The 14,125-nt window shown below is 64.8% G+C and carries 14 protein-coding genes and 1 pseudogene; 10 read left to right on the forward strand and 5 right to left on the reverse strand.

Annotated elements, in window-relative coordinates; translation table 11 throughout:
* Positions 1-30: 30 nt before the first annotated feature.
* A pseudogene (locus BLU15_RS02175) lies at positions 31-1,187 on the reverse strand (amidohydrolase).
* Between the two features lie 156 nt (positions 1,188-1,343).
* On the opposite strand from BLU15_RS02175, the gene BLU15_RS02180 reads away from it, so the two are divergent.
* A complete protein-coding gene (locus tag BLU15_RS02180) occupies positions 1,344-1,877 on the forward strand; it encodes a putative immunity protein (RefSeq protein WP_090294118.1) in 534 nt (177 codons plus the stop codon).
* Between the two features lie 7 nt (positions 1,878-1,884).
* On the opposite strand, the gene gcvA is transcribed toward BLU15_RS02180, so the two are convergent.
* Positions 1,885-2,829 (reverse strand): transcriptional regulator GcvA, encoded by a 945-nt coding sequence (gene gcvA / locus BLU15_RS02185; protein ID WP_090294120.1) that lies wholly within the window; start codon positions 2,827-2,829, stop codon positions 1,885-1,887.
* A gap of 124 nt (positions 2,830-2,953) precedes the next feature.
* Between gcvA and BLU15_RS02190 the strand changes: the two genes are divergently transcribed.
* Positions 2,954-3,658, forward strand: a complete 705-nt coding sequence (locus BLU15_RS02190) for an SDR family oxidoreductase (protein WP_090294121.1) — start codon at positions 2,954-2,956, stop codon at positions 3,656-3,658.
* Between the two features lie 70 nt (positions 3,659-3,728).
* On the opposite strand, the gene BLU15_RS02195 is transcribed toward BLU15_RS02190, so the two are convergent.
* Positions 3,729-4,853: a sensor histidine kinase gene (locus BLU15_RS02195; protein WP_060583296.1), complete on the reverse strand. Its 1,125-nt coding sequence runs from the start codon at positions 4,851-4,853 to the stop codon at positions 3,729-3,731.
* A 327-nt stretch (positions 4,854-5,180) separates the two neighbouring features.
* Between BLU15_RS02195 and BLU15_RS02200 the strand changes: the two genes are divergently transcribed.
* From BLU15_RS02200 to BLU15_RS02210, 3 genes are all read left to right on the forward strand, one after another.
* Positions 5,181-5,324 (forward strand): hypothetical protein, encoded by a 144-nt coding sequence (locus tag BLU15_RS02200; protein ID WP_034793319.1) that lies wholly within the window; start codon positions 5,181-5,183, stop codon positions 5,322-5,324.
* Positions 5,325-5,617: 293 nt separating this feature from the next.
* Entirely contained in the window at positions 5,618-6,115 is a 498-nt protein-coding gene (locus BLU15_RS02205) for a GNAT family N-acetyltransferase (protein ID WP_090294435.1), read from the forward strand.
* 246 nt (positions 6,116-6,361) lie between these two features.
* Positions 6,362-6,778, forward strand: a complete 417-nt coding sequence (locus tag BLU15_RS02210; protein ID WP_034793318.1) for a hypothetical protein — start codon at positions 6,362-6,364, stop codon at positions 6,776-6,778.
* Between the two features lie 38 nt (positions 6,779-6,816).
* Here the strand turns inward: BLU15_RS02210 and BLU15_RS02215 are convergent, their stop codons facing one another.
* Complete coding sequence (locus BLU15_RS02215) at positions 6,817-7,719, reverse strand: LysR family transcriptional regulator (RefSeq protein WP_060601308.1); 903 nt, start codon at positions 7,717-7,719, stop codon at positions 6,817-6,819.
* A 300-nt stretch (positions 7,720-8,019) separates the two neighbouring features.
* Here BLU15_RS02215 and BLU15_RS02220 point away from each other — a divergent pair, with 300 nt between their 5' ends.
* From BLU15_RS02220 to BLU15_RS02230, 5 genes are all read left to right on the forward strand, one after another.
* On the forward strand, positions 8,020-8,793 hold the full coding sequence (locus tag BLU15_RS02220; RefSeq protein WP_034793314.1) for an SDR family oxidoreductase: 774 nt from the start codon (positions 8,020-8,022) through the stop codon (positions 8,791-8,793).
* A gap of 227 nt (positions 8,794-9,020) precedes the next feature.
* Positions 9,021-11,318 carry a mechanosensitive ion channel family protein gene (locus tag BLU15_RS02225; protein ID WP_143034193.1) on the forward strand — a complete coding sequence of 766 codons (2,298 nt, stop codon included), beginning with the start codon at positions 9,021-9,023 and terminating at the stop codon, positions 11,316-11,318.
* A gap of 240 nt (positions 11,319-11,558) precedes the next feature.
* Positions 11,559-11,690 carry a hypothetical protein gene (locus BLU15_RS40605; protein ID WP_255380500.1) on the forward strand — a complete coding sequence of 44 codons (132 nt, stop codon included), beginning with the start codon at positions 11,559-11,561 and terminating at the stop codon, positions 11,688-11,690.
* A 416-nt stretch (positions 11,691-12,106) separates the two neighbouring features.
* A complete protein-coding gene (locus BLU15_RS40610) occupies positions 12,107-12,229 on the forward strand; it encodes a hypothetical protein (RefSeq protein ID WP_255380501.1) in 123 nt (40 codons plus the stop codon).
* Between the two features lie 482 nt (positions 12,230-12,711).
* A complete protein-coding gene (locus tag BLU15_RS02230) occupies positions 12,712-13,104 on the forward strand; it encodes a hypothetical protein (RefSeq protein ID WP_089043580.1) in 393 nt (130 codons plus the stop codon).
* A gap of 175 nt (positions 13,105-13,279) precedes the next feature.
* Here BLU15_RS02230 and BLU15_RS02235 read toward each other — a convergent pair whose 3' ends face one another.
* On the reverse strand, positions 13,280-14,080 hold the full coding sequence (locus tag BLU15_RS02235) for a nucleotidyltransferase domain-containing protein (RefSeq protein WP_309139225.1): 801 nt from the start codon (positions 14,078-14,080) through the stop codon (positions 13,280-13,282).
* Positions 14,081-14,125 lie beyond the last annotated feature (45 nt).

Genomic DNA, 14,125 nt, shown 5'->3' on the forward strand with positions numbered 1-14,125 from the left:
TCTACAACCGGCCCACGTCCGGCCGACCGCTCAGAGCGGCATTCTGCCCTCCACGATGGCCCTGAAATAGGCCACGCCGAAAGGAATGGCATCGTCATTGAAATCGAACCGCGCGTCATGCACCGACGCGCTGTCGCCATTACCGATCAGCATGATGTTGCCGGGGCGCGCTTCGAGCATGAAGGCGAAGTCCTCCGAGCCCATCAGCGGCTCCAGGGCGTCGTTGACGTGCGCGTCTCCGACCAGGGATCGCGCCACGCTGACGGCAAAGGCGGTCTCTCTTCCATGGTTCACGGTCGGCGGAAACATGCGTTTGTAGGTGACCGTGGCTCTGGCTCCGTAGGCCTCGGCAATCCGTTGCGCGATGGAGGTAACGCGCCCCTCTATCAGGTCTCTCGTGCCGGGATCGTAGGTCCTGGCCGTCCCGCCCATCTCGGCCGATTGGGGGATGACGTTGCCGGCCTTGCCTCCTGCCATCCAGCCGACCGTGACCACGGCGCACTGACGCGGATGGACGTTGCGGGAGACGATCGTCTGCAAGGCCAGAAGTACATTGGCGCCGACCACCAGCGGATCGACGCTGACGTGCGGGGAAGCGCCATGTGCGCCCTTGCCGTCGATCCTGATCCTGAAGCCATCGGCGGAAGCGGCCAGAGGTCCACAAGCGGTGGCAAACTGCCCGATCGGCAAACCGGGCTCCGTGTGCATGGCATAGATCTCGTTGATTCCGAAACGCTCCATAAGGCCATCGTCGACCATGGCCTTGCCACCGCCGCCGCCCTCTTCGGCCGGCTGAAAGACGACCACGGCCGTGCCGTCAAATGCTCGCGCCTCGGCCAATTCCCGCGCGGCCCCCAGCAACATCGCCGTGTGGCCGTCATGACCGCAGGCGTGCATGACGCCCGTTGTCCTTGACGACCAGGCGGCCCCTGTCGCCTCCTCGATTGGCAAGGCATCCATATCCGCCCGCAGGCCAATCACCCTGCCGCTCGACCGCTTCTGGCCGTGGATACGCCCACGACGCCCGTCCGACCGATGCCGGTCACGACCTCGTCGCATCCGAACGCGGCGAGTTTGGAACGCACGAGCTCCGCCGTCCTGTGGACGTCGAACTGCAACTCCGGATGGGCATGAATGTCGCGCCGCCAGGCAACGACATCGCCATAATCGGAACCGACGGCCGGCATGGAGCCTCCCTTTTCCTGAGCTTGCGGCTACAAATGGCTCGGCGGTGAAAGATATGGCGTTTGTGAAGGGATGCAACCTGCGTCCTTTATACAACCGGTCGGCTTGTCACGTGGCGACCGCATGATATGCATTCGGCCTGTTCACCATGAGCACCCATGACCGACGAATCCCCACCACCGCTCCTGACCGAAGACGACCTGCGCCACATCACCCGCTGGGCGATCCTCTGCGCTGCGCGCGCGCTGCCGGTCTTCGAGGCGGCGGTGCCGGGCGATACCCGACCGCGCGAGGCGATCGCCGCGGCTGTCGCCTTTTCCGAGGGCGGTCCGCGCACGGCCGTCTTGCGCAAAGCCGCCTGGGGCGCCCAGGCAGCGGCGCGCGCGGTTGACGATCCCGCCGCCAAGGCTGCCGCCCGCGCGGCCATTGCTGCGGCCGGTGCGCCCTATACCCATCCGATCGAAACGCCGCACCAGATCAACCATGTGCTCGGCCCTGCTGCCTACGCCATCCAGGCGCTCTCGATCGGGGCGGCGGACGAGGCCGCCACCATCGAAGCCGACCTTCGGCAACTGATCGCCGCCGCGTCGCCGGAGATCCATCGCATCGTCGGCAGGCTGCCGGGACGAAAGCCCAGCAAAGGCGCCTTTCACGCCCTGCTCTACCGGCTCGACACGGCCTTGCGTCGCTGATCGGTGATCAAGACCGCTCGCTCCGCCACCCATTTGCAGGATCCCGATCCGTCGGGTCTCCCCGCTCCTTTTTCGCCTCGTCACTGAGCCAGGCGATCACGGTTTGAAGGCTGAGCGACTTTCGGTAGCGCGGCCAGACCAGATAGAAATCCGAGGGGCCGGTCATCGAGCGCTCGAACAGCCGGATGAGCCGCCCTTCGGCGAGATCGCGCGCGACGAAATCGCGGTTGGCAAGAACGATCCCCTGGCCTGCCGTCGCCGCCTCGATCGCGTGCGAGGTCTGGTTGAAGCTGATGCCCTTGAACGAGGCCTGCCGGCTGCCGCCGAAATGCCGCTCGATGAACTCCGGCCAGAAATTATGGGCGTCGTGCAGCAGCGTGTAGCCGGCAAGTTCCTCGGCGGTTTTCGGCGCCGGCCGCCCGGCAAGCAGCATCGGGCTGCAGACCGCGACGATCTCCTGCTCGAACAGCAGTTCCACCGCAAGCCCCGGCCCGAAGGGTGGCCGCCCATAGCGCACGGCGAGATCAACGCCATCGGCCTGGAAGCTCGACATGCGGTCGGTCGCCAGAATATGCAGGTCGAGATCCGGATGCCGCGCGGTGAAATCCGGCAGGCGCGGGATCAGCCAGCGCGACGCGAAGGACGGGGTGGTGCTGATCGTCAGCCGCACCGGCTGGGGCTTCAGCCCGTCGGTCGCCCGCGCGATGATCTCCAGCGCCCGCCTGACATCGGCGATATAGGCGCGTCCCTCGCCGGTCAGCGCCAGCGCGCGCGGCAACCGCTCGAAGAGCTTGACCCCAAGCTCGGCCTCGAGCCCGCGGATCTGCTGGGCGACGGCCCCTTGCGTCACGCCCAGTTCCTCGGCTGCAAGGCGAAAGTTCAGGTGGCGCGCGGCCACCTCGAACACTTTCACCCCATTCAGCGAAGGGAGCTTTCCCGGTGCATCACTCATCGGATAGTTTTTCTACTGCCACATGAAAGCGAAATTGCTTCGTCGTCGCATGGAGGAGATGGTATTTCAATGGCAGCACCCGCGAAAGCGGCATTCCACGAATATGGATGAGGAGATTGGTAAAATGGCAGTAGAAAAAGTGGCCGTAGTCACCGCCGGCGGCTCAGGCATGGGTGCCGAGAGCGCCAGGCGTCTGGCAGCCGACGGCTACAAGGTCGCGATCCTCTCCTCCTCCGGCAAGGGCGAGGCGCTCGCCGCCGAGCTCGGCGGCCTCGGTATCACCGGCTCCAACCAGTCGAACGACGACCTGAAGCGTCTTGTCGATGCGGCCATGGAAAAATGGGGCCGGATCGACGTGCTGGTCAACAGCGCCGGCCATGGCCCGCGCGCCCAGATCCTCGAAATCACCGACGAGCAGTGGCACACCGGCCTCGACGTCTACCTGATGAACGTCATCCGCCCGGTCCGCCTCGTCACGCCGATCATGCAGAAGCAGAAGGCGGGCGCGATCATCAACATCTCCACCGCCTGGGCCTTCGAGCCCTCGCCGATGTTCCCGACCTCCGCCGTCTTCCGCGCCGGTCTTGCCTCCTACACCAAGATCTTCGCCGACACCTATGCGGCCGACAATGTGCGCATGAACAATGTTTTGCCCGGCTGGATCGACAGCCTGCCGGCGACCGAAGAGCGCCGCGATGCAGTGCCGATGAAGCGCTACGGCACCAGCGCCGAGATCGCCGCCACCGTCGCCTTCCTCGCCTCTGATGGTGCCGCCTACATCACCGGCCAGAACCTGAAGGTGGATGGCGGCCTGACGCGTTCGGTCTGAACGCGAGCCACCCCTGCTACTCCCGTCGCGCGCCTCTCAGGGGCGCGCGCCAGCCATTGTCGCACCCCGCTCAGGCCGTCACCGCCGGCGCGGCGTTGATGGCAGCATCGGCAAGCCGATCGCCGGCGGGTGCCCTCAACGGCATGGTCAGGGTCACGCGGAAATGGGCCGGGGAGACCGGTCCGGCGATGAGCGAACCTCCCTCGGGGAAGCGCGCCTTGACACGCTCTTCGACATTCGCAAGCCCCACACCGAGCCCGGATCGCTTGACCATCGGCAGGACTTCGCCGGCATCGGACACGTTGTCGACCGAAAGCTGCAGCCGGTCTTCCTCCTGCGACGCGCTGATCGTGATCTTCAGATCGCCGGACGAGTGCCCGAGCCCATGCTTCACGGCATTCTCGACGAGCGGCTGCAGGATCAGGCTCGGCACCAGCGCCGTTCTCAGCTCCTGCGGAATGTCGAGCGTGACGCTGATGCGATCGGAGAACCGCTCTTTCTCGATCGCCAGATATTCCGATTGCAGCGCCAGTTCCTCCGAAAGCGCCAGATCCCGCAGAGGATCCATCTCCAGCGTCTTTCGCAGAAACGACGACAGCGAAAGCACCACGCGGCTCGCCTGAGAGGAGGAGCCCTCCTCGATCAGGCCGACGATCGAGTTCAGCGTGTTGAACAGGAAGTGCGGATTGATCTGGTAGTAGAGCGCCTGCATCTTCGCGGTCAGCGCCTCTTCGCGCGAGATCGCCAGCCGGCGCTCCTGCGCGCGGACCTTCAGATTGTACATGTAGGCGATGAAGAAGCAGGACCAGCCGAAGAACAGCGAGACGCCGTAAAACAGCGTGTAGCAGAAGTTCTCGATCGTATAGTCGACACCGACTGCGGGCTTCACATAGGTGAACAGGTGATAGTCGATGGTGGTTGCAACCGTCGACGCCAGAATGGACAGGACGGCCGACACGAAAACCTGGGCTGCGATGTTGCGCGCGCGCATCATCGCCACGATGTGCGAAATCATCAGCGTGATCAGCACGCAAACCAGCGACACGACGAGCTTGATCGGCGCGTAGTCGACCGGATTGACGCCCAGCACCACCCAGAGCCCGCCGGTCATGAAGAACTCGGCCGCCCAGAAGGAGAGCACGAGCTTGATCACGCGCGAGAAGAACGCCGCGGCGCTCGTGTCCGAATGGTCCATGTCGAAGGTTTTTCGGTAGAAACTTCCAGGCACCATTATTCCGGCCACCATCCGCATTCGGTCATTCGCATCGTTCAATCTATTTGCCTCAATTAGCGAAAATCAACCAATGCAGGCAAATCAACCTTTGTACGCCACAGGAATAGAAGGCGCTGCGGGCGCGCTGAGGTTCCCCTGCGCGGCCACACAGACGCCAGCATAGTGGTCAAATCGGCCCCCTCAGTCGCTTGGCCGGGCCACCCTCCGTGCGCATGTTCGTCGCTATCCCGTTGTCTTTCCTTGAGAAGCTCCTATTTCCCTGACGAAACCGCGAAAAAGGAGTTCCGCATGAACCGAAACGGCCTCTATCTCGTCATCGCCCTGCTTGCCGTCGCCGTCGTCGGCCTCGGCATCTATGTCTACCAGGAAGAGACGAAGCCGGGCGTCGAGATCAAGATCGGCCAGGACGGCGTTTCGGTTCAGGAAAACTAGGACGCAGGCAACAGGCGCGAACGACGAAGCGGGAACGGACCTCAACCGGCCGCCGCGTGAACGCGTTGCGCTACCAGAGCCGCCTGTTGACCATGGCAAAGGCCTGGCCCTATACCGAACCTGCTCGCCTGAACTGAGCAGAGGAATTGTCGATGCTGGAGCTTGTTCTCACCCACTGAGCGTCTCGATCGGTCGAGACGCGAAACCGCGCCACCGGCGAACGATACCCGTCGTTCGCGGTCGACAGCGCGCGACTGAAGGGTTTCAAGAACAGGTTTTTGACAATGACCACCATCGACATACGCTCCGAACGAGCGACTGACATCGCAACCATCCGGCAGATCACCAAGGCCGCTTTTGCGCCGATGGCCTATAGCAGCCAGACGGAGGCCGAAATCATCGACGCGCTGCGCAAAGCCGGCGCCTTGACGATCTCGCTGGTCGCCCTCGACCAGGGCGAAATCATCGGTCACGCCGCCTTCTCCCCGGTCACGATCGACGGGGAGGACAAGGGCTGGTTCGGTCTCGGCCCCGTCTCCGTCAGGCCCGACCATCAGAAGAGCGGCACCGGCGGCAGGCTGATCCGCGAAGGCCTTGCGCGCCTTGCAAAGACCGGCGCCAAGGGCTGCGTCGTTCTCGGCGAGCCCGGCTACTACAAACGCTTCGGCTTCGAGAACCACGCCGCCCTGCGCCTTGAAGGCGTTCCGGCCGAATACTTCATGGCAAAGGCGTTCGAAGGTCCGGTACCGTCAGGGCGCGTCAGCTTTCACGCGGGCTTTGATGCAAGCTGATTGACCTGACGACATGCCTCGGAGCGCGATGTGGAAGCACATCGCGCTCCGATACTCGCCTGCTTCCTCGTCGCCGAGAAGGGACGCCTGTTCGGCGACGCCAGCGTCAGAACCGCGCCGGCGCTGGACGCATGAGCATCTTGATTTTGCATCCCGAATGACTGTCCATGACGACAACCGTCGCGACTCGCTGCTGCCAGGCGATCACGAGAGACCGCGACATCCCGAAACGCCAAAGGTGCCGCGTTGCCTGCAAGCCTTTCCTTCACCGCCGCGCTGCTGCTTGTGGCCGCATCCGCCTCTGCGGCGATGGCAGGCGAGACGAGCACCGCGCCCTCGGGCACCTATTGCGGCCAGCTTTCCTCCGCCGGCGTGCTCTCGGACGCCGAGACGCATTTCGAAACCGCTGCCGATGGTACGGTCGTCGGCAAATACGTGTTTTCCGATCAGGGCCAGTCCGTCGACGGTGAACTCGCCGAAACCGGCGACGATGGCGACGGCAGCGATCTCACCCGAAGCTTCATGTGGCGCGACAAATACGGCTACGGCCAGCTGATCGTCACCTTCACGCCGGATTTCTCCGAATTCGACGGCAAGTGGAATGCCGGCGGATCCGAGTTCCTGCCGTGGAACGGCCGGCGGTGTCATCAGACGATCAGCTAAAGCGCGCCAACAAAGCGAGCCCAAACCGCATCGCCGCCTCACGCCGCAATCACCGCCCGCATCAGCCCCTCCAGCCAGTCGGCAAACACCTTGAGCCGGCGCGACAGATGCTGGCGGTGCGGGTAGAGCAAAGCCATCGGCATCGGCGCGGCGACGTGATGCGGCATCACCTCGACCAGCTGGCCCGCTCTGATGTGATCGATCACGTCATAGGCCGGGATCTGGATAAGGCCGAGGCCGGCGAGGCAGCAGGCGATGCTGCCTTCGGCGCTGTTGACGCTGACCCGGCCGGCAACCGAAACCGTGCGCGCCTCGCCGTTCTCCATCCATTCCCAGTCCTCCACCCGGCCGCTCGAGGGTGAAGCGTAGTTGACCGCGACGTGGGCGCTGAGATCGTTGGGCGTCTCCGGCGTGCCGTGGCGCTCGAGATAGTCGGGGCTTGCGACATTGATCAGCCTGAGTGTGCCGAACGGCCGGGCAATCAGGCTCGAATCCTCGCGCGGTCCGACACGCAGCGCGCAGTCGACGCTTTCCTCGATCAGGTGCACCGCCCGGTCGGTCATGCCGAGATCGATGTCGATGCCGGGGTACCGCGCCAGGAACTCCGGCAGCGCCGGCGCCACGATCAGCCGGCCGATGCGGCTCGGCAGGTCGACCCGCAGCCGTCCGGTCGGGCCGGAGGTGTCGCGGCGAAACAGGTTCTCCGCCTCGTCCATATCGGAAATCAGCCGCAGGCAGCGCTCGTAGAAGGCTGCCCCATCCTGCGTCGGCGCAACCTTGCGCGTGGTACGATGGAGAAGTCGCGTGCCGAGCCGTGTTTCGAGCGTCTGCACCGCCGCCGAAACCGAGGAGCGCGGCAGGCCCAGCGTGTCGGCCGCGCGGGTAAAACTCGCGCTTTCGACGACACGGGTGAAGATGCGGAAAAGCTCGATCCTGTCCATGCCGGCGCGCGACGCCTCACTCCCATTGTTCGTCATTCCTGACAAGTAATGTCACGTTCGGGGGCTTTATGCCAGCAGCGCCGACGATATTCTCCTGGTCGCGATGCCGGTCGCATCACCGACCTCTCGCGTCGGCGGCGATAAGGCCCGCACCCCATGAAGCAAGAGGCACGACGTCCGCAACGAGCGGCGGTCGCACAGGCGGCCCGTACCGGAGAGCGGGGCGATCTCGGGCAAATGCGTAGCCCCGCCCGCCGAACGAAAGCATCCGCAACCAGGCGGCCACAACAGGAGAAACCCATGGCAGACCACAGCATCAACGGCAAAACCGCCCTCATCGCCGGCGGCGCGAAGAACCTCGGCGGCCTGCTCGCACGCGATCTTGCCGCACACGGCGCCCGTGGCGTCGCGATCCATTACAACAGCGCGGCGACGAAGGCGGCAGCCGATGAAACCGTGGCGGCGATCAAGGCGACCGGTGCCGCGGCCCACGCCTTCTCCGGCGATCTCACCAGCGCCGCCAATGTCGAAAAGCTCTTTGCCGACGCCAAGGCGGCGCTCGGCAGCATCGACATCGCCGTCAACACCGTCGGCAAGGTGCTGAAAAAGCCCTTCGTCGAGATCACCGAGGCCGAATACGACGAGATGAGCGCGGTCAATTCGAAGTCCGCATTCTTCTTCCTGCGCGAGGCCGGCAGGCACGTCAGCGACAACGGCAAGGTCTGCACGCTGGTCACCTCGCTGCTCGGCGCCTTCACGCCCTTCTATGCGGCCTATGCCGGCACCAAGGCGCCGGTGGAGCACTTCACCCGGGCAGCAGCCAAGGAGTTCGGCGCGCGCGGCATCTCCGTGACCGCGATTGGACCCGGCCCGATGGATACGCCCTTCTTCTACCCGGCCGAAGGCGCCGACGCCGTCGCCTATCACAAAACCGCATCGGCCCTTTCGGCCTTCTCCAGGACCGGCCTCACCGACATCGAGGACATCGTCCCCTACATCCGCTTCCTCGTCTCCGACGGCTGGTGGATGACCGGCCAGACGATCCTGGTGAATGGCGGCTACACGACGAAGTAGGCCGGAGGACCTGGCACCGGAGCGTCCGCCCAGCGTCTCTCTCCCCGCTTGGCGGGGAGAGATGTCCGGCAAGACAGTGAGGGGGCAGCTTCGGCGCAGGGCAACCCTTGGTGAGCGGCGGCCCTGTCCCCATCCCGCCCCACAAAATTCGATTGGAATTTTAGAACGTTATGTAATGTGATGGGCAAGGCCGCAGGGCGGACAACCGATTTTGATGGATGAATTTCATGCTGCGTTTCCACCTCCTCTGCCGCCATCTGCTGGCGGGCCTCGTTCTCGTCCTGACCCTCGCCCTGCCTGCACTCGCCGAGACGACGCCTCCGCCGGTCACCGTGATCCTCACACCCGGCCAGAGTGCTGCCGAGATCGAGGAGACCTTGCGCGCCGCCGCCAAGGCCGGCGGGTCGGTGACCGTCGAGTGGCGCGACGCTGCGGCGCAGGCCTCGGGCGAAACGCCGACGCCCGCTGGCGCTGGCGTCGCGGCACCGGCGCCCGCGTCGGGGGGTGCGGCCACGCATCAGGCTGCACCCGCAACCACGACGCCTGAACCAACGTCCTCGCCCGATCAGCCGGACACGCTCGACACGCTTTCCGCTCGTTTTGTCAATGGCTTGCAGATGGGCGTTGCCGGTATGTCCGGCATCGCCGGGGTGATGGCTGACGTTGCGGCAGGCATCCGCGCCGAGGGCTGGTCGGTGGTTTCGGTAACAGCCGTGGCCCTGCTCGCCGTCGCAGCCGGCCTTGCCGCCGCCTTTGCCAGCCGGCTCCTCATCCACCGGCTGTTCGGCGCCTCGTTCGAAGTGGTCGATCTGCTCCACCGCATGCGCGCCTCGCTGATCCGGCTTGGCTTCGACATCGCCTATCTGGCGATCTTCGCCGTGGCCGCTCATGCCGTTGCCCGCCTGTTCCTGACGCCGGCCACTGCCTCTGCCGAACTCGCCCACGCCCTCATCACCATCGCCCTCGCCTCCGTGGTGTATGCGGTCGGCGCCCGCTTCCTGTTTGCGCCGACGCGGCCCGAGATCCGCCTGCTCGATATCGCCCACCCGCGCTTCCACGCCAACATGCTGACCGCCTATGGGGCGATCGGCGCCATCCTCGGCGCCAGCCTGCGCTTTGCCCACCAGCGCGGACTGGAGAACGCTGCGACCGATGGCTGGCTGTTGATCGGCGTGACCCTGTTGACGCTGTTGAAACTCTATTGGTTCATCGCCGGCGCCGGCGATATCCGCACGGTGTTTGCCGGTGAAAACCCAGGCCCGGTGCGCCGCGCCATCGCCTTCGGCGTGCCCGAATTCTATGCGGCAAGCGCCATCGTGCTCTGGCTGATGAGCGTCATCGTTGCCGGCAGCCCGAACAGCGCCGCCTGGAGCTTTGCCGGCGGCACGACACAGATCATTCTGCTCGCGCTTCCGATCCTTGCCTTCGGCATCCATTCGCTGGCGGGGGCTGCCGCCGAGCGCCGGCGCACGCCGGCCTCCCACGCGCTGCACGCGGCGATTTCGGGCAGCGTCCAGACGGCGCTTGCCGGCGCCATCTGGCTGATCGGCCTGCATCTGATCATCACGCTCTGGCGCCCGGTGCTCGTCCAGCATGATACGGCCGGTGCCATCGGCTGGATCGTCATCCTCGAGCGCATCAGCCTTGCGGTGGTCGCGAGCTGGGTGATCTGCAGTTTCCTCTGGAAGAGCTTCGAGGCCTTCGCGCCCACCGCCCGCCTCGCTTTGCCCGGCGACAGCGAGGACGATACGGTGGTCCACCAGCAAAGCCGGATTTCGACCATCCTGCCGCTCGTCCGCAACCTCATCTTCGGCGGTATCTTCGCCGTCACCAGCCTTGTCATCCTTTCCGCACTCGGCATCAATATTGCGCCGCTGATCGCCGGCTTCGGCGTGCTGGGTCTCGCCCTTTCCTTCGGCTCGCAGACGCTGGTGAAGGACGTCGTCTCCGGCATCTTCTTCATCGCCGACGATGCCTTCCGCGTCGGCGAATATGTCGATACCGGCAAGCTCAAGGGCACGGTCGAGCGCATCTCGCTGCGCTCGCTCCGGCTGCGCCACCAGAACGGCCAGATCCACACGATCCCCTATGGCCAGCTTCAGGCGGTCACCAATTTCAGCCGCGACTGGAGCACGGTGAAGTTCGAGTTGAAATTCGAGCGCGATGCCGACCCCGAGAAAATCCGCAAGACCATCAAGAAGGTCGGCCTTGCCATGCTGGAGGATCCCGAGATCGGCGGCGAATTCCTGGTGCCCTTGAAGATGCAAGGCATCCAGGACGTCACCGAAAACTCGCTCGTCGTGCGCCTCAAGTTCACCGCCCGCCCCGGCAACCCCAGCATCCTGCAGCGCGAGTCGATGAAGCGCCTGCTGCCGGCGCTGCGCGAAGCCGGCCTCGACCTCGCCTCCAACGCCGTCACCGTGCGCTCCGGCGCTGCCGGTGCAGCCGAGGCGGAAGCGGCCGCCGCCAACCTGGCGCTGGCGAAAAAGCCGGCAGCGGCCGAAACGGCGGAGGCGGAGGGATAAGCAGGCAGTCGATGGCGACAGCGGCATGGACATGCCGTAGCTGCCGCGAGACGCAACCTGCCCCACCCTGTCTTTGAGCAACCGAGCTGGGACGTGACAACGTCCGCCAACGGCACGCGTCCTCCACCGATCTCGGTCCGGCGGCGAAGACACGCAATCATTCCACGCGCCGCGACGACCTTTGCGTGTATGGTGGGTCGCGCGGGCGCGGCAGCAGCGCCTTTCGATGGAGCGTCAGGAATGGATAACGATCACCTCTGGTACTGTCTCGTCGGCACGAAGGATACCAACACCGGCATGGCCCGCTTCCTGCTGGCCGTCGGCGCATTCATCGTGCTGTTCGGCGTCGTCTTCTGGATCCTCGGCCTGTAGAGCCGTTCGGCGGCCATCTCTTCAAATCGACATCGAAGGTCCAGAAGCCCGAGGAGATGCGAAGCGCTCCTCACGCGTCCGAATTCACACGGCTGCGCCGCTTCAGCCGCCCGTTGAACTTCTCGGTGGCCGGCCGCAACTCCGATCCGTCGTTCTCGCGCTACCGCTTCAACACGGCGTGTAGCTCCCCGGGGAAATCTCCGGCCCAGGACGGGCTGGAGCACACCGAAAAGCTGCATGCCTCCGCGATTTCCCGCTGTCCCCACGGGAACAATAGTCGGCCCCGCCCATTTGCTAGAACAGGTTCAACAAAAGGCCGGAAGGCCTTTGACCGGAAAGCACAGGGCTTCCGGATCGATCACCGCCCGGCGCAACGAAGGATCAAGGCCAGGCAAGAAGGAAGTCGGAGCAACGCCATGCGCATCATCCTGGTAGCCCTTGTCGCCTCAGTCATGAGCATCCTGGTGTTCAAATATGCCGATCATTCGCTTGGCAACACGCAGATCGTTGCAACAGCCGAACAGCTGGCCGCCCTTTAAGAACCTCCCGCTGATCGCGCTGCCGGTAGCAGAACGATGCTCCGGCCCGGCGCGACACCTCTCCATTCTCCCCATCTCTGGCTGAAGACGGCACTCGCGCTCGAAGCGCCACCACAGGGATTGCCTTTGTCCAGTCGGCGCGAAGGACATCGGTCGTGACCCGCCGACCGTTACCGTTTCCATCCCAGGCGTCTCTGGCAGCTGCCCCGCAGGCGCAGCGACATAGCCCCGCCACCGATCGTGCCCTGCCCGCCCGTCCCCGCTCCGGCCGAGGGCGCAATTGGGAGCGCCCAATTTCGCAACCTCTAATAGACACCGAACGATGGGAGAACGGTCCAAGCACGAAAGTGGTTTTCCCGTAGCCTCCTCCCCCAAATGGGGGAGGAACATTTCGTGAAACCACTCGACGCGTAAGCGCGCCTCTTGCTAACCGCTAAAGTTGTCTTACATAGGCATGGGCAACAATTTATACGATTGAATAGATGGACTTTCGTCTCGTCGCCGGCGGCATGTTTGTCGCTCTGCTGTGCGCAATCGCCATCGTCCTGTTCGCGCCGCGAACCGAGCAATATATGAGCTATTCCAAATATGAGTGGACGATCTCCGCGTTGCGCAAGCGCCCGGGCGCGCAGCGGCAATATGTAGAGGCATGCGTATCGGAGTACCTGCCCGACCTGAAGGACAATGCGCTTGAGGGAACGCCCTATTCCAGCCGGAAAGAAATGGCGGAGGACGTCTGCCGGCGCTACTTCAAAGTGTTCATCGATGGCAGGCTAACCTTCGCCGAATTCAACCGCTCGATGTACGAGGAGCTTCCATTCTCCGTGGTCGAGGAGGCTGAGCGCCGGGAGCCACGCCCTCCGCGCAGCAAGTGAAGGCCAAAGGCCTCGCCTCTGCACTCGCCGTAGCTGTTGGCTCACCCAGAACTTGGCCGTCAGCCCTGCGGGCGCCGGCGCTCGTGTTGAAGCGTCCCGGCGGTTCCTCGCAAACAGATCATGTCCCCATCCGCGCCCAAGGCATCGGAGGCGGCCATCCCACGAGCCGGCGCATTCACTGCGCGAGAAGACCCGAACGCCGGGCATCCGGCGGCGCGGTTCGGCGGTCGCCGGCAAACAACGGCCCGCCATGCGGCGCCAGTTCCAGTTCGGCAAGCCGGATCAGCTCTGCTGCCTGTCCTGCGCCCGCGTGGCGCAATGCCGTGTCGAAGCGTTCGGCAAGCGACGCGTCCGCCCGGACGAGCAACCGCGGCAGCCATTTGCCGCGCCCAGACCATCGCCCGCGGCCAAGCAGCATCAGATCGGCGAGCGGCTTCGTCAGTTCGGCGGCAATGGCGCGGATCTCGGCGGCCGGGCGTGCATCGCGCAGATCATCCACCAGATCGGTGATCTGGTAGCGTAGTCCGTCGCGTATCTCAGGCGTCAGCGGCGCCGGCCCTCGTTCCAGGCGCTGTTGCGCCCCGGCCTGAAGCGCTTCGGCACGCGCCCGCTCAGGCCCGATAGCAACGCCGCCCGCCACCATGTCCGCAAGCACCGGGCAACCGCCCGCCATATCCTGGTCGACAAACCAGTTGAGCGTCTCGAAGTCGTGCACGAAGGCCTCGATCGGAAAATCGTCGAAATGGAAGCTTTCCCGCCAGGCGGCCGGCAGGGCCTCGTGCAGCACCACCAGGTCGATATCCGAGGTCTGCGTACCCTCGCCGCGCAGGATCGAGCCCGCGACGATCGCAAAGATCGCCTGCGGAAAGCGTTCCGCGAGCACCGCCTCAGCCGCCATCACCGCTCTCGCCGCACGGCCTGGTGCCGCTGGCGCGTGCTTTGCCGCCTCATCGGCGGGCACACCCTCGTCGCTCATTCGAGCCTCCAAACGCAAGGACCCTCCCGATATGGCGTCATCACA

The sequence above is a fragment of the Ensifer sp. YR511 genome, assembly GCF_900103045.1.
In the GTDB taxonomy this organism is placed as follows: domain Bacteria; phylum Pseudomonadota; class Alphaproteobacteria; order Rhizobiales; family Rhizobiaceae; genus Ensifer; species Ensifer adhaerens.

Bases quoted from the DNA above. Each gene is read 5' to 3' on its own strand.
- BLU15_RS02180 (WP_090294118.1), top strand. From the start codon at position 1,344: ATGACCGACGAATCCCCACCACCGCTCCTGACCGAAGACGACCTGCGC.
- gcvA (WP_090294120.1), bottom strand. From the start codon at position 2,829: ATGAGTGATGCACCGGGAAAGCTCCCTTCGCTGAATGGGGTGAAAGTG.
- BLU15_RS02190 (WP_090294121.1), top strand. From the start codon at position 2,954: ATGGCAGTAGAAAAAGTGGCCGTAGTCACCGCCGGCGGCTCAGGCATG.
- BLU15_RS02195 (WP_060583296.1), bottom strand. From the start codon at position 4,853: ATGGACCATTCGGACACGAGCGCCGCGGCGTTCTTCTCGCGCGTGATC.
- BLU15_RS02200 (WP_034793319.1), top strand. From the start codon at position 5,181: ATGAACCGAAACGGCCTCTATCTCGTCATCGCCCTGCTTGCCGTCGCC.
- BLU15_RS02215 (WP_060601308.1), bottom strand. From the start codon at position 7,719: ATGGACAGGATCGAGCTTTTCCGCATCTTCACCCGTGTCGTCGAAAGC.
- BLU15_RS02220 (WP_034793314.1), top strand. From the start codon at position 8,020: ATGGCAGACCACAGCATCAACGGCAAAACCGCCCTCATCGCCGGCGGC.
- BLU15_RS02225 (WP_143034193.1), top strand. From the start codon at position 9,021: ATGCTGCGTTTCCACCTCCTCTGCCGCCATCTGCTGGCGGGCCTCGTT.
- BLU15_RS40605 (WP_255380500.1), top strand. From the start codon at position 11,559: ATGGATAACGATCACCTCTGGTACTGTCTCGTCGGCACGAAGGATACC.
- BLU15_RS40610 (WP_255380501.1), top strand. From the start codon at position 12,107: ATGCGCATCATCCTGGTAGCCCTTGTCGCCTCAGTCATGAGCATCCTG.
- BLU15_RS02230 (WP_089043580.1), top strand. From the start codon at position 12,712: ATGGACTTTCGTCTCGTCGCCGGCGGCATGTTTGTCGCTCTGCTGTGC.
- BLU15_RS02235 (WP_309139225.1), bottom strand. From the start codon at position 14,080: ATGAGCGACGAGGGTGTGCCCGCCGATGAGGCGGCAAAGCACGCGCCA.